The following is a 19,753-nucleotide window of genomic DNA, read 5'->3' on the forward strand; positions in this document are numbered from 1 at the left end:
ACAAAAAAGAAAATTTTCCATGACTTAGTAGAATTGGGCTTTAAGGGGTCCTATCGGACCGTTTGTTACTTTATTTCAGAGTGGGAAAACTCACATGTGGAAGGAAAAGATAAGGGCTTCGAAAGGCTTGAGCACCCACCAAGTGACGCACAAGTAGACTTTGGTGTAATGGAAGCCGTACAGGATGGGGAATTAGTAGATATACATACTTTAGTAATGTCTTTTCCTTATAGTAATGCTGGATTTGCCGTTCCTTTACCTTCCCAAAATCAAGAGTGTTTTTTATATGGTCTAAAACAATTATTTCATCAAATAGGTGGAGTACCTAGACGAATTAGAATTGATAACTTAACCCCAGCTGTTAAAAAGACCAGATCCATTGACGAAGAAGCAGAACTTACAGAAGAATTCCTACGTTTTCAAAGTCACTATGGATTCGAGGTTCAAGTATGTAATCCACATAGTGGCCATGAAAAAGGAAATGTGGAAAACAAAGTGGGGTATATTCGTTACAACTTTTTTAATAAAGCTCCGGTTATGAATAGCTATGAGGATTTAACAGATCAACTCTTTCAAAAATTAAATAAAGATAGAGACAGGTTGCATTATGAGAAACAGGTACGAATAGAAGACTTGTGGTTAGACGAAAAGAACCATTTGCTTGTTTTACCAGAAAAGGATTATCCGGTGTGGAAAACGGAGCTCGTAAGAGTAAATAAGTATAACGAAGTAAAAATCGATAATATGTTAGTACATGTACCTAAAGCATCTAACTATAGCCAATTGTATGCAACGTTAACATGGGATCAGTTGAAAATTACCTCTCCAGACGGGGATATCTTACTTGATGATTCCCGTCCTTATATGAAAAAACGGAAAGCTCTCCCTTGGCTCTCTATTATTAAGACATGGATCCATAAGCCAAGAGTTATAGAATACTCTCGTTATAGAGACTATTTACCGGGGAGGATTAAAGATTTTTTATTAGTTGATAATTTATTGATTCGTAGAAAACGTTTAGAGGGATTAGCGACACTACTAGTAACTCATGACATGAAAAAAATTAATGAAGAGTTCTACGAACTAATATCCCAAGAAAAGCTTCCAGCGGAAAATAACCCATATGAAGTCGATTGGAGTCAATATGATTCGTTAGCTCCTGATAAGGAGGTTACATCATGACAACTGACTTAAAAGAGATGTGTAAATCTTTAAGACTAGCTTATGTAGCAAATGTATACGAACAAATTGATTTTATTAATCCTGAGCAGTATTTACAAGATTTATTCCGTGAGGAAATACGTCTTAGAGAGCAGGCAAAATCCATGCGTTTGATAAAAAAGGCAAAATTCTTAGATAAAAAAAGCTTACATGACTATGAATGGACAGAACAAATACGATTTCCTGCTCAGCTAACTAGAGAAGACTTGTGTAGTTTAGCATTCATAGAAAAAAAGCAGAACGTAGTTCTGGTTGGTTCACCTGGTACAGGAAAAACCCATTTAGCAACAGGGTTAGGAAGGAAAGCTTGTGAGGAGGGCTATGAAGTACGCTTTTATCGGGTAGCTCATCTTGTAGAGGAGTTAGAAAGTGCTTTAAGGATTAACCGTGTATCAGCATTCAGAAAACGACTGGAGAAAGTGGATTTGGTTATTTTAGATGAAATGGGTTATTTACCTTTTAGTAAAGAAGGAGCAGAGCTCCTCTTTCAACTCATTTCAGAGTTTTACGAACAGAAGAGTTTAATTATCACTTCTAATTTAGAATTTAGCCAATGGAATAGAATCTTTACAGATTCGAGGTTAACAGCAGCATTAGTTGACCGCTTAATCCATCACGCTCATATACTTTCATTTCACGGAGAAAGTTACAGGTTGGCTAACGCTCTTTCTAAGAGAAAGTAGCCTATAAGGGTGGCAACACTCTGCATTTTTGATTGCATTTTTCTGCACTTTTCTATTGCAAAATACACTCTATAAACTTCCCAATCCGAAATGTCTGAACCGCCCAATCTTCCACCTAACATAAAACATGTTATGGCAAAAAAACATTCGGTTTTAAAGCTTTGTTTAACAAATTTATATAACTTATTCTGCGGTGTGGGGGAATATGATGAAAACAACCCGAATCATAGACAATATCATATGACCCTTCTTCAATGTCTAACTCAAATATATTCCTGCAAATAATATTGACCGTAACATTCTTCTTTGCTGCTCGTTCTTTTTCCCATTCGATAGCCTCTTTTGACAAATCCACAGCATCAACCTTACAACCTCTTTCAGCCATATATATGGCGTTTCTGCCAGGACCACAACCAAGCTCAAGTACTCTTCCTGGTTGTAATTGTTTTTGTTCAAAATATTGAACTAAATTTTCATCTGGTGCATTTACAAAAAAAGGGACACTTTTTCCTCGGTTAGAATAAAAAGAATCCCAATCAATATGAGATTCTTCTAAAAATGAATCTAACATTTTTAGGATATCTTCATAGTTTAAAATAGTTTCCTTTAACATTCTCCCCCCCCCTTTTAACTAAAACCCTTACGTCTTCTTTTACCAATTAATTATGATTATTTCATGAATTTACAGCTTTTAAAAAACAATTCTGTCTTATTCAACATTCCTACCCGTTAGCTAACCATGAAACGATAATTCACCGTGGATGATAGAAGTTAATTCGTTCTTCTATGGGAGTTTAATTACTACTGTAAAGGAGCGTTTCTGTTTACAAACATTTTAATGGTTTCTGCAAATAATTCCGGTTCCTCATGGTGCGGCATATGAGATGAGTTACTAAAGTATACACTCGTCAATTGAATTTGGAAGTTGACCTAAAATTATAATGGTTTGCGCATTTGACGGTAAATATCTCTCATACCCATAGCTTCATATAACTGAATAGCATGATTATTAAATGACCATACAGCTAATCCTAATTCTTCCGCATTTTGTTCCCTGGCCCATTCCTCGCAAGCTTGAAACAACTTTTTGCCAAGTCCTCTTCCACGCCAGTTTTGATGGATACAGAAGTCTGAGATAAAAGCAGTTCGCTTTTCCCGTAAATGAGGTGCGACATTTTTATTTATTAAACGGATTAATGCAAAACCTATTACATTAGAGTCGTCCTCAATCACTAAAACACAGCATGAGCTGTTTTCTATAAAGCCTTGCCAATCAGATTCCTTATACAATTTATCTATCTTTTTAAAGTAATCAGGCGATTGTTCCAGATGAAATTCATGATTTTGCATGCTTAGTGTTTGTAATGCTTCAAGATCTTGTTGAATAGCTTGACGTATTTTCACTCGGTCTCCCCCCCTTTTTTCAATATGTAAAAGCGTTGGTTAACAATAAATCAGTTATTATCAGTTTTTTGGTCCTTTTATATGTCTTCTTTAACTAAGATAAGATACCCATTAAGTTGAGTAAGATGAGAACTATTATCCCTTTAACGTCTTTGAATATATGATAGGAGCTTTGACACATTTGTTATTTTCATAAACTAACTCAATTAAAGCAATCTTATTTATCTTCCCATGTATAGTTCCATTTCTTTTTGAGCAATAACTGAATGCCTCGGTTAATTTCTCATGAGATAGCCTATTTGCAATAGTGCAATGAGGTATCCATTTGCCAGGCAAATACAACGAATTGGGATTATCATTGAACTCTTTAAAGTATTCATGGTGATTAAAATGAAATTCAATCAGTTCTGTTGTTACAGTTGGTAAGAAAAATAAGGTTCCAGAACTTAAAAATGAGCCTATTGAACTAAATGTAATATCGACATTAGTTTTATCATCATAAAATTTATCCATTAGCCTTATAAATTCGCTTTTATTTAAATCATTGTAACTGGCTATTGTAATGTGTGGTCTTCTATCCTCCACTTCCTCTGCATAAAAGGAAATTGATTTATCACTCAACTCTTTCCATATATATTTAATAATTTGTTCTGTCTTTTCATCGAATAAAGCTATAACCCCATACATACTTTTTAATCACCATCCAAAAAACAATTTCCTTCTTCCACTATCCTGCCCCTAGCCAACCATGAAACGGGCTTCACCACAGATAATGAAATTTTATTCTTCCATGGGAGACAACCATTCGGCATCTATACGGCACCATCAGAAGGATGAAAATACTTATTTTCAGGATAGCTGAGTAAGCAATAAAAACTAAAATCATGTGTCTTTGATTATGTTCTTCCAGTAGTTCCAAGCTTTTAGATAGTCCTCTAAATCATTTGGATGATGTCTAATACATGTTGCTAATCTGAGATATAACCCAATAAGCACTTCTTCATATAATAGTTGTTCACTTTTGTTCCCTTTAATTATCAAATGACTTGCTGCTGAATTTATCGTTTTTTAGTTAAATCATCTGGTGAAGAACAAAACGCATAGATTAAATCATAAAGGGGTTCTCCAAAAACAGGAGTTGGATCAATCACCCCACATAACTGTCCCTCATTAAAAATAAAATTATGTACACCACAATCCCCATGTAATAAAAATGGTTCTCTGTTAAAACTATTTCTATTTGGACTTTTCACAAGTTCAAGTACAAAATTTAAATCATCTTTTTCTAAGTGTGAATCTAAAATCTTATTTGCTTCAATAACCCTATTCAAAAGAAAACCTTGCCACGAATCTGTTGGTTCATTTGCCCATCCCCAGCCAACGGAATGAGGCACGGTCTTATAATTATTTATAAGGCGTTGCACAAGCGCCTTAAGTATTTCCTTTTTATTTTTTCTAACATAGTTTGTAGAACCAGAAATGAATGAATAAACTATGTAATTATATGATTGCCCAACATACAGAAGTTTAGGTAATAGATTTACGTCCTTATAAAAATCAAGAAAATATGCCTCTGATTCAAGAACTTGCGGTTCATTCAACTTAACGACATATTTGGCGTTATCACTGTTACCAAGAAGGTATAAATTACTTATAGTTCCTCCATTTAACTGTTTATACTCAATGGTATTTGAATGAATGATTTTTTTATTGACTAATTCTTTAATTATCTCTTGAATGTCCATAATTTCTCCGCCTTCCATCAAATAATGCCTTATTAAACTATCCTGTCCCGTTTGTTGAATAAGAAAAACGGCTTCCTATACCACCGTTAATGAATTCTCGAATATGTTAGCCACCATGCCTCGCTTCGCGGCATCATAGATGATGGAAGTTTATTCGTTCTTCCATGGTAGTTGAACCAGAGGGTGGGAAGTTTTTAAAATGCCTAAAAGCCATCTCAATTGTGTTTTTTTGTATTCCGAACTATTGGTAACGGTGGTAGTTCGTTTTCAGCAAAGAACTCAACTGCACTTGTTTCTATGCCTTCCATTGGTTTGACCACCAATTATTTCGCATTGGATAAACATTTTATAAACATGAAAAGGGGAGGGAGGATGCGGGTGACACTTATTATCAAATACAGCTAACAATTTGATAGCTTTTACATCAAACCCTGCAACAACTTTTGTAACATATATCCATAACCTATCTTACAGAATTCAACAATCTATGCTATTATCCCTTTTCTAAAAGACTCTATTATCGTTAATTGTTGGTTTCCGACCAAATAGCCACCTTATGATGATAAGGCAGCTTTTTTGCACATATTTCGTTCAATCACTCTTCGTTACTTTACCCCCGAATATATATAATGGTTCTTGTCGAAAATAAATACTTCTTTTTCCTTAGTGAAACCAATCTTCTCTGCCACACGAATGATGGATTTCTTGGATCAATAATACTTATCAGCTTATTTAAATCCAATTTATAAAATGCATATTCCTTGCACGCTTTGGCTGCTTCTGTTGCGAACCCCTTGGACTAATATTTTTTATTTATGTGGTATCCAATCTCCACTTCTATACTGTCATTTATTTTTTGTTTAACAAGACCACAATCACCAATAAATTCATTCGTTTCCTTCAAACAAACTGCCCATAATCCATAACCATCATTCCGATATCTATCTTGATTCCGTTTAATCCAGTCTTGGGTTTGCTGTATGCTAAAAGGGGCTGGATAAAACTTCATGGTTTTTGGGTCAGAAAAAATATGATGTAGAGAAGTAATATCTTCATCTTCATACTGCCTTAATATCAACCTTTGTGTTTCAAGAACAACCATTTCCCTATCCCCTTCTCCTTTTGTTTAATCTCACGTTTTAACTAATATTATTTGATTTAAGATAATGAATTCCTTGTTCCTTCAAACCTTTCTGCCCCCTTAGCCAACTATGAAGCAAACTTCACTACAGATGATGAAAGGCAATTCGTTTCTTCTATAGGAGTTAAAGGAATAAGCATATTTTTTTGATTGTTCATAAAAGGAAATGAGATTTTTTACCCATCGTTTGTGACCAAAAAACTTAAACTCTTAAGCCTGTGATAAAGATTTCCTTTTAATTGTTACGCTCAATTTCTAATTCAAAAAGACAGTGAGCTTGTTCGTTGCTCGCTGTCTTTTGTCTATAAACTAAATATTGGGTTATTGTAACTTCTTGGACGTCATCAATTTTAAAAAAAGCGTGATGGATATATCAATACCTAAACGGTTACTCAATGTATCGGAATTTGTTATGTTAACATACCACGCTTTCATTAGAAAAAACAATACAAAAAAATTGTATATCTTAAATATTTTCCTCTGCTATCCAAAACCTTTAGTATTTAGTTTAATACTTGGTAATCCTTCTGAAGCTACTGAAATCCAATCCATTGCTGAACAAATAATATTCCAATAGTTTTTTCCATTGACATTTCTATATTTTTCACGAAAAAAAGGTTCTTCATTTACCTTATTACGGAACTCATCAATTAAATCACTGTTTATATTTATTTTATCCAAGATTATCAAACCTCATTTTCGCTAATTTTCTTTATTTTACCATTTATTTTGAAACTCCGAAACTTTCTTTTAAGTTTTTTCCGGACTTGCTTAACAGCAATCCTTTAATGTTAAATAAAGAAGTTTTAATTTAATGTGTCTGAAATCCATCTTTCGTTGTTTTTGGGTTGAAAGCAAAATTAAAAAACTAAATTACAGTTAATTAAACAAAAAAACGTTCTCCACAATACTGTGAAGAACGTTGATATTCGGTACTATTCACGTTTAAATTACTGTAAAACGTACTGTAACGATGCCGATGGTGGGAGTATAACTATATCCTACAAAGCATTGATGTTTCAACGTTTAAGTAACATTAGTTTTTGTTCCGTGCAAAATTGGTGCAAAATTATTTTTGGTTCGTAAATCGGTGCAAAAACAGGCGGAGCATGATCTCCGCCTTTTTTATTTGCCATATAAGTTTATTTTGATGCCACCAGCGTACTTTGGATTTGGTTCCTGCCGTCGCTCATCTCTCGGCTTGAGTGACTGTATAAATTGCATAAACGATGTTGCTTGAAAAACTCGGAAGGGGTAACGATGATTGATAGCATACCTTGTGTCAGACAATATAAGGATATACGGAAAAATCGTTTTCCCTGCTGGTTGCCAGGATTCATCCGCGATTAATCCGCTCTCGTACAATGCTAGATAACGCTTCAGCTTCTCTTCCATCATTTTTTCGCTATATATAGACCGTTGGCATTCGAGGAAGAATGGCGTTCTCTGGTAGATGAAAAACACATCCGGTTCCGCTAACCCTTTTCGATATTTTGGCTCGACAGTAAAGTGTTCAACAGGACCGAAAGACAGAATTTCTTTGTATACCTTCACGATTTCTAAATAGTGAGGGATTTTTTGCGAATTCTTCTTAATCCCGCTCTCCGCACAAAAATACACGTATGGAACAAACGCTGTAGAACGCTGAATATGACCTTCTCGAACCAGCCGCAATAGGACGTTATTGGCGCTTTCTTGAGGGCGTTTTAATCCTTTAAAATGAATGTCTGCAATGTCATCCCTACTCATCACTCTAAACCGCTGCAAATCAGCAATAATGGCTTTATCACGTTTGGTTAGTGCCATCATCTAACACCCCCAGAATGTTATCCTCACTCATATCTTCGTCATATTGGGGACTAGGCGCCTTAAAATCGCCTGTAAAATGATTTTTCCAATCGGCGGACTTATAAGCCGCTAGAATCTTTTCGGCTTGCTTTTCATCAAGATATGGCGCTTGTAGCTCCACAATATCGCTTCGTTTAAGGAGGAAACGGCCTGGAGTCTCCTTCGCGATTTTCTCGGCACCCGGCGTTCCGATTATTTTAGCGTTGGAAAAGTCGCTGACACGGAAGCCCATGCGAACGGTTAAGCAGCTCCGAATTTTCGTGTCCAATATGTCATGGCTCGGGCGTTGCAAACTTAATACGCAAACCATGCCCAGCGCACGGCCTAACGCTACTAACTGAATCAACATCGCTTTCATGTCCTTGTCGTCCATAATCATGACAAATTCATCGATGCAGATTAAAATGTACGGTACTTTTTCAGACTCCGGCAGCTTGTTAACATGAGTCACACGATATTTGTTTAACAGTTCCCCTCTCCGTTTCATTTCATCGGTTAAGTACGTGAGCATTTTCCATAAGTCTTCCGGGTAAATACAAACGTTCTTAACGTGTTCGATGTCGTAGAAAAGGTGAAATTCGCTCATTTTGAGGTCGCCGAGGTAAATTTCTAATTCGTGAGGTTTCTTGTATTGGATTAACGTGGATATAATGCTGCGGACTTGTGAGCTTTTTCCGGCGCCTGGTTCACCCGATATAAGCAGCCCTGGCTCATTGATCGCGTCATAAACGTGCCATTGACCGTGCCGGTCCATTCCTGCTACTATCGGCAAGTTCAGCCCGTCGATTACCGGCAAAATAGCGTCGTAATTATATTTCAGTTCCTTCGGGAACGTCTTGCGGTAAACGGTAAGGGTAAACGTTTTGTGATCGCCGTCCAACTCGATATTTGCGCCGAAATGTTGCATAAAGACGTATTCCTTTTTCGTTACTTCCTTCGGATCCATTCCGTTTCGGAGTGTAAACACATATTCCGTCTGATCTTTGTCAATTTTAACACTATGGATTTTCGGAAATATCCTATACGTCTTATCACCATTTTTGTACGAAATGAATAGGCTGGCATTGAAAAACGCTTTTTTTAGGGCTATTTTCGCCTGTTGACGATCAATAATTTCAAAGACCTTCTGCATTGCGCACCTCCTTATAACGCGACGAAAAACCAAAAAATCGCACTGTAAACGATGACAGGGAAAATGAATCCACTAACTGAAGAAATAACTTCTGATATTGCATTCAATCCGGCCTTTGCCGTCATATGTTGAAGCAAGGCAGAGCCAGCAATGGTAGCACTTCCGATTAAAAACAGAGCAAAACCGGTGTCGTGAATAGGAAAAAACGAGCCGGGTGTAATTACAGGAAAAAACGCTGACATAACGGATACATTATTAGTACGAGGTGTTTCCTTTTTCGTGCGATGGTTACCAGCCATAAACTCGCGGAAAGGAATCACCTCTATTTTGTTTTTACAAAACATGTTTTTCCTCCCTCTTTTTTATTTTTTAGTTTCTTTTCTTTCGTCGCTTCGCTCCTTTTTTAACACATTTGCTTTTCCTTGTTCTGATATTATTTCTCCTTGTACGAGTGCACTAGGGATAAAGTGTAGAAACAGTGATAAAAGGAAAAATGAAAACTCTAGAAATTCTTTAGGGAAATGTGTTGCTAGGATGTCTTCTAAAGAGATTCATCACTTTTGCTACTGTTTTGCTTTCGTGTTATTAGCCTATGTGGGGAAGGCTGTCTGTATATCTTGTCCTTAAAATTTTTTTGATTTTTTATAAAAAATTTTTTAAGAGGAATCAAAACAAATTTGAAGAAATGGTACATGTAGCAAATGGAGGAGTAATATATTATGAGAAATCGAATCTCTTACTTAATTAAAGCAAGGGGGTTGAAGCAAAATCATATAGCTAAAAAGTTAGGAGTAACCGAGCAAACATTTTCAAATTGGTGTCGGAATATTACACAACCCGATTTAATCCAATCTTATGAACTATCTAAACTGTTAGATGTGCCGATGGAAGAACTAGTCGAGGAGGAACAAGAAAATGGCGAAAATTGATAAACTGGTTAAAGAAGCATCTCAATATTTAGAGCCAAATGAACCTATTGTCGCGAGTGTGTTAGGTGCTTATGAAACAAAAATCATGGGAAAAGACACACTTAGAAACGGAGTTTTCCTTGCAACAGATCGCCGTATTTTGTTTTATGGTAAAAAGATGTTTGGTTACGATTTGGAAGTGTTTCCTTACGCAAATATTAGCTCGTTTGAGATTAGTAAAGGTGTGTTAGGACGTTCTATTTCATTTTTTGCTTCTGGAAATAAAGTGAAGATGAAGTGGATAAATCATGGGGAAGTAGATAAATTTATTGAGCATGTAAAAGAAAATGTAGGAAAAAAATCTGAAGCAAAATCATCACTAAGTGCAGTTGACGAAATTAAGAAATTAGCTGAATTAAAAGAGGCAGGAATTTTAACAGAAGAAGAATTTGAAGTGAAGAAAAAACAATTGTTAGGAATTTGAGCCCTTCTCGAATGAGAAGGGCTAATTATTTTTGTAAAAAAGGATATCTGATGATCATTCTCTTGAAGGATCCATTGTCTTTTAGAGGATATTGATGTTTCGGGGATAGATAGTAGCATTTTTGATGGATGATGCCGTTAGTAATGTCGAGGAACACTTTTTCATCCATCTGGAATGGTTCACGACAAACTGGACAACGCAATTTACCTACAACTTTCCACACAATTCCACCTCCAATATTTGTTAATACTCCATAAAAATTGATATTCCTTCCAATATTAAAGATGGTTCACTGTTGAAAAGGGATATTATAATTAATGCGAATGAAGGTGATTATCCATGAGATACCACATTATGTTTACGTATTTCTTGAGTGGGCAACGATATATACAGGTGATGGATTTCAAAGCAGGTAAGATCATTCGATTTACCATAGATGAATTATCTAAGGATGAATTACCAGTGAAGTTAAAGGATTATATTAAGAAGATCAGAGCAGAGATTGAGAATGGGAGATGGGATATAAATGGATCTTTTTGATTTTCTGGATACGAAAGTTGATTTAAACAAAATAAAAGTGGAGCTTCTTGAACTGGTGTCATATTTAAAAGATGAGGAATCAACTAAAAATCAAGCACTAGAGAAAGTTATCGAAATAATAAAGATAGTTGAAGAGTGCGATGTTCCTATAACTCACTTGATGTTAAACAAAAAAGGAGCCCCTCTCTAATGAGAAGGGCAATATTATTTATTTTTTAATTTATTAAGTAAATCGTTTACGCGCTTACGTGCTTTCGCTGTTTCTTCCTTTAAAAACTTTACTTTTATTAACTTTCCTTCATTATCAAAAGTTAATAGTAAAATGTCACCCTCAACAAAAGAATCTCCTAGTTCCTCCCGTGAAATGATTTTTTCTATTGTTTCATCATCTCTTTGCAGTAATACTGCATAATCACCTTCAAAACGATCAATAGTATATTTAATTGAATTCACTTACCTTCTCACCTTCACTGTTATAAAGTTCTGCTTTATCGCCATCATTATTCCAAATGTATGAATTTGTCCATTTTAAATATATTGGTGGCTGATCTTTTGCATTTTTTCCAGAAGTAACATAAACCGTTGCTCCAGCCTTTAAAACATAGTTATCTGGGAATTGAAACGTTTGATTCCCCTCAACACTAACAAGTTTCCATCCAGTTAATTTAATATCTTTAGTATCCTCATTCTTAATTGAAACTACTTCATTTTCTAGGTCAACATTTGTAATTTTTATTTTCCCTTTTTCAGGATTTGGTTTAGTAGAAGGTATGCCGTTCCATGGTGTTGAAGAAACATTATAGGTAACACCATTTGTTGTTACTACAATTTCACCTTGTTCCATTGTTGAATAGAGTAATGAACCTACTGCTTGTAATCTTTTTATAACTTCACTTGTAGGATGACCGTATGAATTATCGCCGTAAGATAATACAGAAACTTCTGGTTGAACAGCATTAACAAATTCAAGTGAAGTTCCTGTATTAGCACCATGATGAGATACTTTTAATATTTCAGATGCAACATTGAATTTTTTTAGCATCTTTTCTTCTGCTTCAAAACCAGCATCACCTGTAAATAAAAAATCGATTTGATTATAAGAGATTTTTAGAACAACTGAAGCTTCATTGTTATCAGTAGAACCATTATCTCCACTATTTAAAACTTGAATTTTTATCTCAGGATCTAAAGCGATAACTTCTCCGGTTTTTGCAACCTTAAAAGGAATATTCTTATTATTAATTAGCGTTAGATAATCGATATAGGTTTGTGTTGTATGTTCTTTTCCGCTGTCTAATACTTGTTTAACAGGGATTTGATTTAGTACATCCAACAATCCACCGATATGATCAGCATCTGGGTGAGTTGCAACTAAAAGGTCAATTGAAGAAATACCGGCTTGTTTTAAGTAAGATACAACTTTCTCTCCAGCGGTTCTTTTTCCTCCATCTATCAATATTACTTTACTACTTGGTGTTACTATTAAGCTGCTATCACCTTGACCAACATCAATGAAATGAACTTTCATTTCTTTATCAGATGGAACATCTACTTTAAATTTATCCTCAAGAGCTCTTGCGAGAAACGCTGAAAAATCTGCTCTGGTAAGTTCAACATTAGGTCTAAACGTTCCGTCTGGATATCCTGAAGTAATTCCATTAGCTAAAATACGTTTAATATAAACTGCAGAGGACATATTTGGAGTTACATCGGAAAAAGAGTTGTTTAATTCTTCCTTTAGATTAAAAGCTCTGGCTAAGAAAATGGCCATTTGTCCTCTTGTAACTGGATCATCAGGTCTAAAAGTATTGTCAGGGAAACCTAAAATTATTCCTCTTTTTACAGCAGAATCAATATAACCCGAAGCTTTTAAATCAGATTTTACATCTTCAAATTTCGTATCCCTTTGTTTTCCGTCTAAACCTAAGGCACGTCCAATCATGATTGCTGCTTGAGCACGTGTTACTGTCGTATTTGGACGAAATGTGCCATCTGGGAATCCTGATATGATATTTTTGTCAACAAGATAGTTAATTTCCTGGTAGAAACGGTGATTTGTTTTAAGGTCTTTAAAACTCTGTGCAAATATACTCTGAATAGACAAAGAAAAAAAGAGTACTAAAGAAAAAACAATACTAAGAAATTTCTTCATTCCTATCCCTCCTTTATTTTCCAATAAAATTATAAAATAGAGATGTTGATTTTTCTAGCAATATACAAATTTGTATAATATTATCTTGTTTAATAATTTTTATTGATGTCTTTTTTAAGTAGAATCTTGTATAAGGAAAGAAAAAATCCCCTACCTAATGGCAGGGGATCCTTTACTTAAATAATCCAAGTCTTTCTAATATAACAGCTAATTGCGCTCTTGTGACAGGTTCATCCGGTTTGAATTGACCGTCAGAATAACCGTTGATAATGCCTTTTTCTTTCGCTTTTTTGATGCTCACTTCTGCCCAATGCCCTGTGATGTCATCTTTTTTCGCTATTGAAACAGTATTCAATTCACGTTCAACAGCTTTTTTGAATTCTTCCCAGCGTCCTTCTGCTAAAATACGATGAGGACAATACTTTCCACTCCAATCTTGATGTTTCTTCAAACGATCAATTCCCCAACCTTGTTCTCTCATGAGTTGAGTGATTAATTTTATTGCATTTGCTTCAGCTTTTTTATATCTTTCTCCCCCTGACTTAGAATAGCAAATTTCAACGTGAATAGATTTTCGGTTACCTGGTCCGTTTCCGCCATCACCAGCTGCCCATGCATTCCGGTTCAGTGGAATTCCTTGAACAGCTTCTATATCATCGACTGCAAAATGAAATGATACTTGATTGTCATTTCTGATCATATATGCAATTTCATTTGCTGCTGATGCATCATTTGCGGTATTGTGAACTGTGATATATTCAGGATTCATTGTGTGAGGACATTTGATAGAGTATTTGCTAGCTGGAACTAAATTTTGTTTGATTTGGACCATTATTTATCTCCTCCTTTTTCAAGTGCATATTTGACCGTCGCCACCGAACCGACGCCATATAGAGCGTATTTTAAGCCGTTCACTAACACATCAAAAGAAAAAGCGTTGTTCTCAAAAACAGAGAAAACAACGCCGAGTACAACTGCAACAATCGGGATAAAGCGATTAGGAATGTTCGTCGCCTCGCGAATGGCATAAAGTAAAACGGCTAGTGCTACGTACGCCGTAAATTCAATAGATAAGATTGCTTCCATCATTTTAACCCTCCTTGAATAATAAAAGACAGCACCGCTCCAACGATGCCGCCAATAATAAGTCGTAAAATCCATGTTGTATTGTTTTTGATTGCCGAAATATCTTCGCGCATGTCTTTGATGTTGGATTCTGCAACAGCAAGCCGCGTTTTTACGTCCGTCATATCTGCTTCGAGTTTTTCAATACGATGTTCCAATCAAATCACACCTTTCTAAACAATTTTCCCTACAATAACCCCTTTGACCAACATCACTCTGTCATTCGGCTGTGGTGTATACGACGACAAATACGGATATGCTTTGCCACTGACGGACGTTTCCCCGTCAAAAATCAAACGAGGGCGACCACTTGTGTAATCCGGATCCACCCTCGCAAACTGAATCAGTTTTTCTTTTTTCTTGTTCATGAAATTCGAAATAAAAAACTCATGGTTGATCACTAGATGTTCACCACCTTGCGGACTTCGTGTTTCATTCGAGCGCCGGCTTTCAACGGCATGGTCCAACTGGTTTCAGAATACTTGCCGCTAATTCCAAGTGGTGAATATTCAATCTGCAGTACATCTGCATAATCATGGAGTGGATTCAATGCTGTTTCAAACGTCAATTTTCCGTACACTTGGCTCGCTTCAAATGCAATGCGCTGGACATACGCATCAAGAGATTGCTGATCGGCGATATCTGTCACTTCTCGATAGTCAACGATGGTCCGGCCACGATTCACCGTGCTTGTCGGACTGTCTGGATTGCTGTTCGTATACGTAGACATCAGCGATTGTTCCGCATTTGAACAGACCACGACCCACCTGTTTGCGACGTTGAAAAGATCAAGTTCTTCTTCCATGCCGGCATAAATGATGGACAATTCATCATCTTTGTATGTGTATTCTGCCGCACGGATGGAAGGACTACGATATGTCATGCTCGTAAAATAACCGTACACATCGACATGGAGTGGAGTATAGTTTATGGCTCGCAACAAAGTGTTTATGGCTTCCAACTTTTCTGTACCTGGCGCAAATTCCATATCGACAGGTAACACTTTGTCCGTTTGCTCGATATTATGCTTTGTTATGCCAGCGCTCGCCAAGATATCAATCACCGCTTGCCGATAGTTCGTTCCTGCTGTCACCGTATAGCGAGTGTCAAATTTATCGTCACGCAATATTAAAAGCCCATCGTATGCTTCGACCTCTCGATAAACAAAATTATTTTCATCCTTCCGTGTCGGGCTAGATAAAAGAAAAATTCCGAGTGGAAACTCAATCCATGATGATGGAATAGTTTCAACCTCAATCCCATTCTTTTTCCATTTTGCACCGTGTATTATGCCATCATTTCCATTTGGTGTGCTATCTTTGGCTATCGACCCTTTACCTTCATTAAACTTCCAATGTCCTACTTTAACGCCATTATTTAAAATTTCTACTTCATCAATTAATCCATCATAAACACTACCAATTTGTAAATTTGACATATCTTCTTGGATCGTACCGGGCACATTTAAACTTCCAACTTCGACTCCATCAACAAACGCTTTAAAAACATTACCATCATATGTCATTTTCAATTTATATTTTTTATTCAATTCTAATGGACATGCAATAGAATTCCATTCTGAATTCACATTGATACTAAAACGAAAACCTCCGCTTCTGTCATAACGAATGTTATAGCAAAAATTATTATTTCCTAAAACTGTGTCATTGCCTTTGTGAACAATTCTTCCCCAATTATTAGAAGTATTATAAACCGTAACCGTCGCATTTATTTCCAAATTTTTAGATATGTTTAATTCATCAGAATGCGGAACATCGACTTTATCATCCACTCCATCAAATTCCAAAGCATAATTGTCATGCTTCCTTTTTATCTCCGGCATCTTCAATTCAACAAACGGTTGGATACGGTCAGTGAGCCAATTAATGTCGCCTTTGTCCTTCAATCTAAATTTTGCTGTTCGTTTAATAGACGAAAGGGAAGCCATGCTGACTTCCCCATCAATCACTGAATCCAACTCTTTGATTTTGTTGTCATTTTTGTCCAAAAGGTCGTAACGAAAGCGTATTTGCCGATTTCCGTGTTTTCCATGTAAAGCGTCGATGATTTCTTGCCGTGAATATGGATAGTTGGTTAGCAAAAGCATGACTACACTTCCTCCGTATATGATACTTCCTCGAATGTTAGGCTGACGGTATTTCCATATAGCTCGTCATCGACTGGCAACTGGAACACATGACAAAACATTTTTCTACCTCTAGCATCGCGATAGCAAAGAGTGTTTTTTGAATAGATCATTCTTTCGAGTGCCTCTTTGTCGCCATTGTCTTTCAACAACGTCAATTTGACGATAACCGAACGTTTTTCATTATCATCATACTCCGCAACCGGCAAGCGCCGCCCTGCAAATTGCATCATTGCTGCAGTAGGTTGCCAGTTTTCGCTGCGGTCGCTCACAAGCTTGAATTGATGCAACGTATTCAACGGGTTGTCCGCTTCGTGAAGCCATACACCCGTTAATGTAATGGATTCACTAACTATCGAACTATTAGAATATGTGCCATTGTCGCCCCATGCACGGACAAAATACTCGTATACTTGCCCACTCGCTGGCGTATAGTCAACAAAAGAAGCATCAGCCGGTATATTCGTTGCGATTCGTGTCCAAGTTGATTCACCATGCTTCCGGCGATATACATCGTTGTAAGACACATTTGGTTGCGTTACGGTCGGCGTTGGGTTATCAATCATAATCGTGATAATCCCTTCTCCTTTGGCTGTTGTCACAACTGGCACCGCTGGCGGTGTATAAGAAACATGGATGTTCGACGTTATGAAATCCGACCATAAATTGTCCGCATTTTTAATCGCCACTTGAATTTTGTAATCTGTATTGTTTGCTAGACTGTATTGTATCGTCTGCGCTTTGTTTGTGCTGTTTGCTTGCACTTCCCATAACAAATTATTATTGATATCTAGCAATTTCACATGATAGGCAGTTTGACCAACAGAACTCCATTGAACCGTTGGATTTGCGACAGGAACTGTTGCACCGTTAGTAGGGTCAGTAATCGTTGGATTTGCCGGCTTATCTCCTGCAAAAAAGGTTTGTATATCGGAATACGGACTTGATAATCCCTCCTGATCATATGTCCTTACTCGCCATTCAATTGTTCCTCGTGGAAAAGTTCCTCCTGGTGCATCCCAGTATTGATTTGTAGTCACTTCTGTAACAGTATTCCAGGTTGAATTTCCTTGCAATCGCCATTCCAAATCGAATTGTGCTTGCGGGTCACCGTCAGAATCGTTATGTTCCCATGACAATCGAATAACAGAAGCACGGTCTTTTGGTGTTCCTCCACTTGGCGAAAGATTCGTTGGCACAGTCGGCGCTTGGTTGTGTTGTATCGTGAAAACACCGTCTGATTCATCCCACGGGCCGTATGATGCACCGTCATAGGCACGGATGCGGATTTTTGCCGTTGATGTTTCCGGCTCGTTAATAAAGTCGTATGTGTAACTTGTAGCACCCGCACTTGTCAAAGATACAATGTCATACCAATTTTGTCCGTTATCTGTTGATAGTTGAATTTGATATTGTAGATTCGATGTTGTTTCAATATATACACCTAAATCATAATTAGATAAATACCATGTCACCCCGTCACTGCTGCTCCAACTTTTCCATGACGGTTTGTTAATAGACGTATCCTCAATCCATGTAGATGCCGTTCCCCCGCCCACTTTACGGAAAACAACACAGTAAGTACCGGGTTGTAAAGTAACATCTAAGTTTGTGAATTCATGCAACGTTTTACCAAATTCAATCACCGTTTTTGATGCTAAATTCTGTATAAAAACATTGGGCGATCCATCTTCTTTCGCTGTATATAAATCAACATAAAGATCGAATTGTGGTTGCCCGCTATTTCTCTGTGCGTAAAATTTCGCCGTTTTTAAAACGGACTCTCCGTAAATTGTGAAAGTTTGTGCCCATCTGTCATTTATACTGATTGCTGAAGTAGCATCACTTGTATTGTCCATTATGTTTGCGGCATCTGTTGCTGCATTCCATGTAATCGTATGTTGTGCATTCCACGTTTCCCCGCCGTTTGGACTTGTGACGGTTGGGGCAGTAGGCGGTTCATTATAGGTTACTGCCAGCTTTGGTCTTAGGGATGAATCTGTGTAGTCTGACGAGTAAAAGGATGACCTTTTCGTCTGCGTATTAGAATCGGATTGTTTAACAGCCAATCCGTAATTCGTCAATAATCCACTTACCCATGCATCAACAATAGATGTAACATCCATAATCAACCATTTACCCGGGTCGGCTGTGTAAGATGTTGACGCATATGACGTTGTAAAAGATGGCTTTTCACTCCATGTAACAGTATTTTCATCCCATGACGATGTTAAAGCAACGGCGTGAAGAAGTGGAGAACTGCCATTTCCCCCCCAACAATAAAGACTTAATGTTGATGAAGTAACCTTGCCGGGAATTGATGACAAATCAAATTCAAGTAAACTCCAAAACTCTCCCCCCTCATATCCAGCTTGAAGATACGGGCTTGTTCCATAGTTGCTTGTAGAATTACTTTGTACGATCATAGTATCTTTTCCCGCTGCTCCCTCCGGTTGCATTACAACCGTCGGGTCAATCTCAATTGGATATGTTAACCCCGTAACATCTGCAACTAAATCAATATAGGTTTTATCTCCATCTCGCCGAATAGTTTGTGAAACGTCTCTACGCTCTCCATTCGCATCCTGCAACCATGCAGGTTGGAGCTTCAAATTCCCTGCGGTTAAATCATCTTCTAACGGCCCATCCACCTCAAATGAAAAAGAAAAAGGCGCACGGTCACTTTTCAGGATGATTGTCTCTTTCACACCGTTTGGCATGACTTCAAGACAAACATCCGTATCGTTCCAGGCGTCTTGGTAGTGTATACAGTTCTTTTTGCCTTCCTCCAAATACCCTTTGGCTGGGCTGGCTGCAACAGGAATGAACCGTAGTTTGTTTTCTCCCTTTCCGACTGTATAGCCCCGTTTGAAGTTTTTCGGGATTCGACAGTCAAAAGGAACTTTTAATCCTTGATAGTCCATCATGTCACGGTCAAGGATGTTTTTCTTTTTCATGTTCAAAGACGCTGTCTTCATGATTCGAAATTCTTCAGCGCCTTCTTTCGCAACAGGGAAATCTACTTGGTCTAAATCTGCTTCGTCATACAAATCCGTGTTAATGTTGTGCCAGTTTCCATCCTCATCTTGATAATGAACGTCGCCAGCATAGATTTCTGTTGTATAGGAACCGTCAAAGTTAATCCACGTTTTACTGTTACGTGTACGCTTATTAAGCATTTCTCCGACTTTAAAAGCTTGAGTTGGCATAAAGCACCTCCCTCC

General features: G+C 37.1%; 19 protein-coding genes and 3 pseudogenes. 5 read left to right on the top strand and 17 right to left on the bottom strand.

Annotated features, from left to right (window positions below; translation table 11 throughout):
* Together istA and istB are read left to right on the top strand one after the other, a co-directional pair.
* The coding region (istA, locus tag ABES52_RS05770) for an IS21 family transposase (protein ID WP_429649871.1) at positions 1–1,182 on the top strand (1,182 nt) is incomplete at its 5' end.
* Positions 1,179–1,904 carry an IS21-like element helper ATPase IstB gene (istB, locus tag ABES52_RS05775; protein ID WP_374723098.1) on the top strand — a complete coding sequence of 242 codons (726 nt, stop codon included), beginning with the start codon at positions 1,179–1,181 and terminating at the stop codon, positions 1,902–1,904. The genes istA and istB, both read left to right, overlap by 4 nt.
* A gap of 65 nt (positions 1,905–1,969) precedes the next feature.
* On the opposite strand, the pseudogene ABES52_RS05780 reads toward istB, so the two are convergent.
* The 9 genes and pseudogenes from ABES52_RS05780 to ABES52_RS05820 form a co-directional block, all read right to left on the bottom strand.
* Positions 1,970–2,517: pseudogene (locus ABES52_RS05780) on the bottom strand (class I SAM-dependent methyltransferase); the annotation flags it as partial.
* A gap of 323 nt (positions 2,518–2,840) precedes the next feature.
* Complete coding sequence (locus tag ABES52_RS05785) at positions 2,841–3,308, bottom strand: GNAT family N-acetyltransferase (RefSeq protein ID WP_429649873.1); 468 nt, start codon at positions 3,306–3,308, stop codon at positions 2,841–2,843.
* A 135-nt stretch (positions 3,309–3,443) separates the two neighbouring features.
* Positions 3,444–3,995 (bottom strand): 2'-5' RNA ligase family protein, encoded by a 552-nt coding sequence (locus ABES52_RS05790; protein WP_429649875.1) that lies wholly within the window; start codon positions 3,993–3,995, stop codon positions 3,444–3,446.
* Positions 3,996–4,190: 195 nt separating this feature from the next.
* A pseudogene (locus ABES52_RS05795) lies at positions 4,191–5,053 on the bottom strand (aminoglycoside phosphotransferase family protein).
* Positions 5,054–5,658: 605 nt separating this feature from the next.
* Positions 5,659–6,155, bottom strand: a pseudogene (locus ABES52_RS05800) (GNAT family N-acetyltransferase).
* Between the two features lie 522 nt (positions 6,156–6,677).
* Positions 6,678–6,875: a hypothetical protein gene (locus ABES52_RS05805; RefSeq protein ID WP_429649877.1), complete on the bottom strand. Its 198-nt coding sequence runs from the start codon at positions 6,873–6,875 to the stop codon at positions 6,678–6,680.
* A gap of 444 nt (positions 6,876–7,319) precedes the next feature.
* Entirely contained in the window at positions 7,320–8,000 is a 681-nt protein-coding gene (locus ABES52_RS05810; RefSeq protein ID WP_429649879.1) for a hypothetical protein, read from the bottom strand.
* On the bottom strand, positions 7,981–9,174 hold the full coding sequence (locus ABES52_RS05815; protein ID WP_429649881.1) for an FtsK/SpoIIIE domain-containing protein: 1,194 nt from the start codon (positions 9,172–9,174) through the stop codon (positions 7,981–7,983). Before ABES52_RS05815 ends, ABES52_RS05810 begins: the two co-directional genes overlap by 20 nt.
* Before the next feature lie 11 nt (positions 9,175–9,185).
* Positions 9,186–9,518 carry a hypothetical protein gene (locus ABES52_RS05820; protein WP_429649883.1) on the bottom strand — a complete coding sequence of 111 codons (333 nt, stop codon included), beginning with the start codon at positions 9,516–9,518 and terminating at the stop codon, positions 9,186–9,188.
* A gap of 375 nt (positions 9,519–9,893) precedes the next feature.
* Between ABES52_RS05820 and ABES52_RS05825 the strand changes: the two genes are divergently transcribed.
* From ABES52_RS05825 to ABES52_RS05835, 3 genes are all read left to right on the top strand, one after another.
* A complete protein-coding gene (locus ABES52_RS05825) occupies positions 9,894–10,103 on the top strand; it encodes a helix-turn-helix transcriptional regulator (RefSeq protein ID WP_429649885.1) in 210 nt (69 codons plus the stop codon).
* Entirely contained in the window at positions 10,090–10,566 is a 477-nt protein-coding gene (locus ABES52_RS05830; RefSeq protein WP_429649887.1) for a PH domain-containing protein, read from the top strand. Before ABES52_RS05825 ends, ABES52_RS05830 begins: the two co-directional genes overlap by 14 nt.
* 526 nt (positions 10,567–11,092) lie before the next feature.
* Positions 11,093–11,296, top strand: coding sequence for a hypothetical protein (locus tag ABES52_RS05835; RefSeq protein ID WP_429649889.1), 204 nt, complete (start codon positions 11,093–11,095; stop codon positions 11,294–11,296).
* A gap of 14 nt (positions 11,297–11,310) precedes the next feature.
* On the opposite strand, the gene ABES52_RS05840 is transcribed toward ABES52_RS05835, so the two are convergent.
* From ABES52_RS05840 to ABES52_RS05875, 8 genes are all read right to left on the bottom strand, one after another.
* Positions 11,311–11,559 carry a DUF3006 domain-containing protein gene (locus ABES52_RS05840; protein ID WP_429649891.1) on the bottom strand — a complete coding sequence of 83 codons (249 nt, stop codon included), beginning with the start codon at positions 11,557–11,559 and terminating at the stop codon, positions 11,311–11,313.
* Positions 11,546–13,258, bottom strand: coding sequence for an S-layer homology domain-containing protein (locus tag ABES52_RS05845; protein WP_429649893.1), 1,713 nt, complete (start codon positions 13,256–13,258; stop codon positions 11,546–11,548). Before ABES52_RS05845 ends, ABES52_RS05840 begins: the two co-directional genes overlap by 14 nt.
* A gap of 172 nt (positions 13,259–13,430) precedes the next feature.
* Positions 13,431–14,093 carry an N-acetylmuramoyl-L-alanine amidase gene (locus ABES52_RS05850; RefSeq protein WP_429650001.1) on the bottom strand — a complete coding sequence of 221 codons (663 nt, stop codon included), beginning with the start codon at positions 14,091–14,093 and terminating at the stop codon, positions 13,431–13,433.
* Entirely contained in the window at positions 14,090–14,344 is a 255-nt protein-coding gene (locus ABES52_RS05855; RefSeq protein WP_429649895.1) for a hypothetical protein, read from the bottom strand. Before ABES52_RS05855 ends, ABES52_RS05850 begins: the two co-directional genes overlap by 4 nt.
* Complete coding sequence (locus ABES52_RS05860; protein WP_429649897.1) at positions 14,344–14,541, bottom strand: hemolysin XhlA family protein; 198 nt, start codon at positions 14,539–14,541, stop codon at positions 14,344–14,346. Before ABES52_RS05860 ends, ABES52_RS05855 begins: the two co-directional genes overlap by 1 nt.
* A 15-nt stretch (positions 14,542–14,556) precedes the next feature.
* Positions 14,557–14,784: a hypothetical protein gene (locus tag ABES52_RS05865; RefSeq protein WP_429649899.1), complete on the bottom strand. Its 228-nt coding sequence runs from the start codon at positions 14,782–14,784 to the stop codon at positions 14,557–14,559.
* Positions 14,784–16,490: a LamG-like jellyroll fold domain-containing protein gene (locus ABES52_RS05870; protein ID WP_429649901.1), complete on the bottom strand. Its 1,707-nt coding sequence runs from the start codon at positions 16,488–16,490 to the stop codon at positions 14,784–14,786. The genes ABES52_RS05865 and ABES52_RS05870 overlap by 1 nt, the downstream gene beginning before the upstream one ends.
* Positions 16,491–16,492: 2 nt before the next feature.
* Complete coding sequence (locus tag ABES52_RS05875) at positions 16,493–19,738, bottom strand: DNRLRE domain-containing protein (RefSeq protein WP_429649903.1); 3,246 nt, start codon at positions 19,736–19,738, stop codon at positions 16,493–16,495.
* Positions 19,739–19,753 lie beyond the last annotated feature (15 nt).

Origin of the sequence: Aeribacillus pallidus, assembly GCF_050478865.1 — a bacterium.
In the GTDB taxonomy this organism is placed as follows: domain Bacteria; phylum Bacillota; class Bacilli; order Bacillales; family JACDOC01; genus JACDOC01.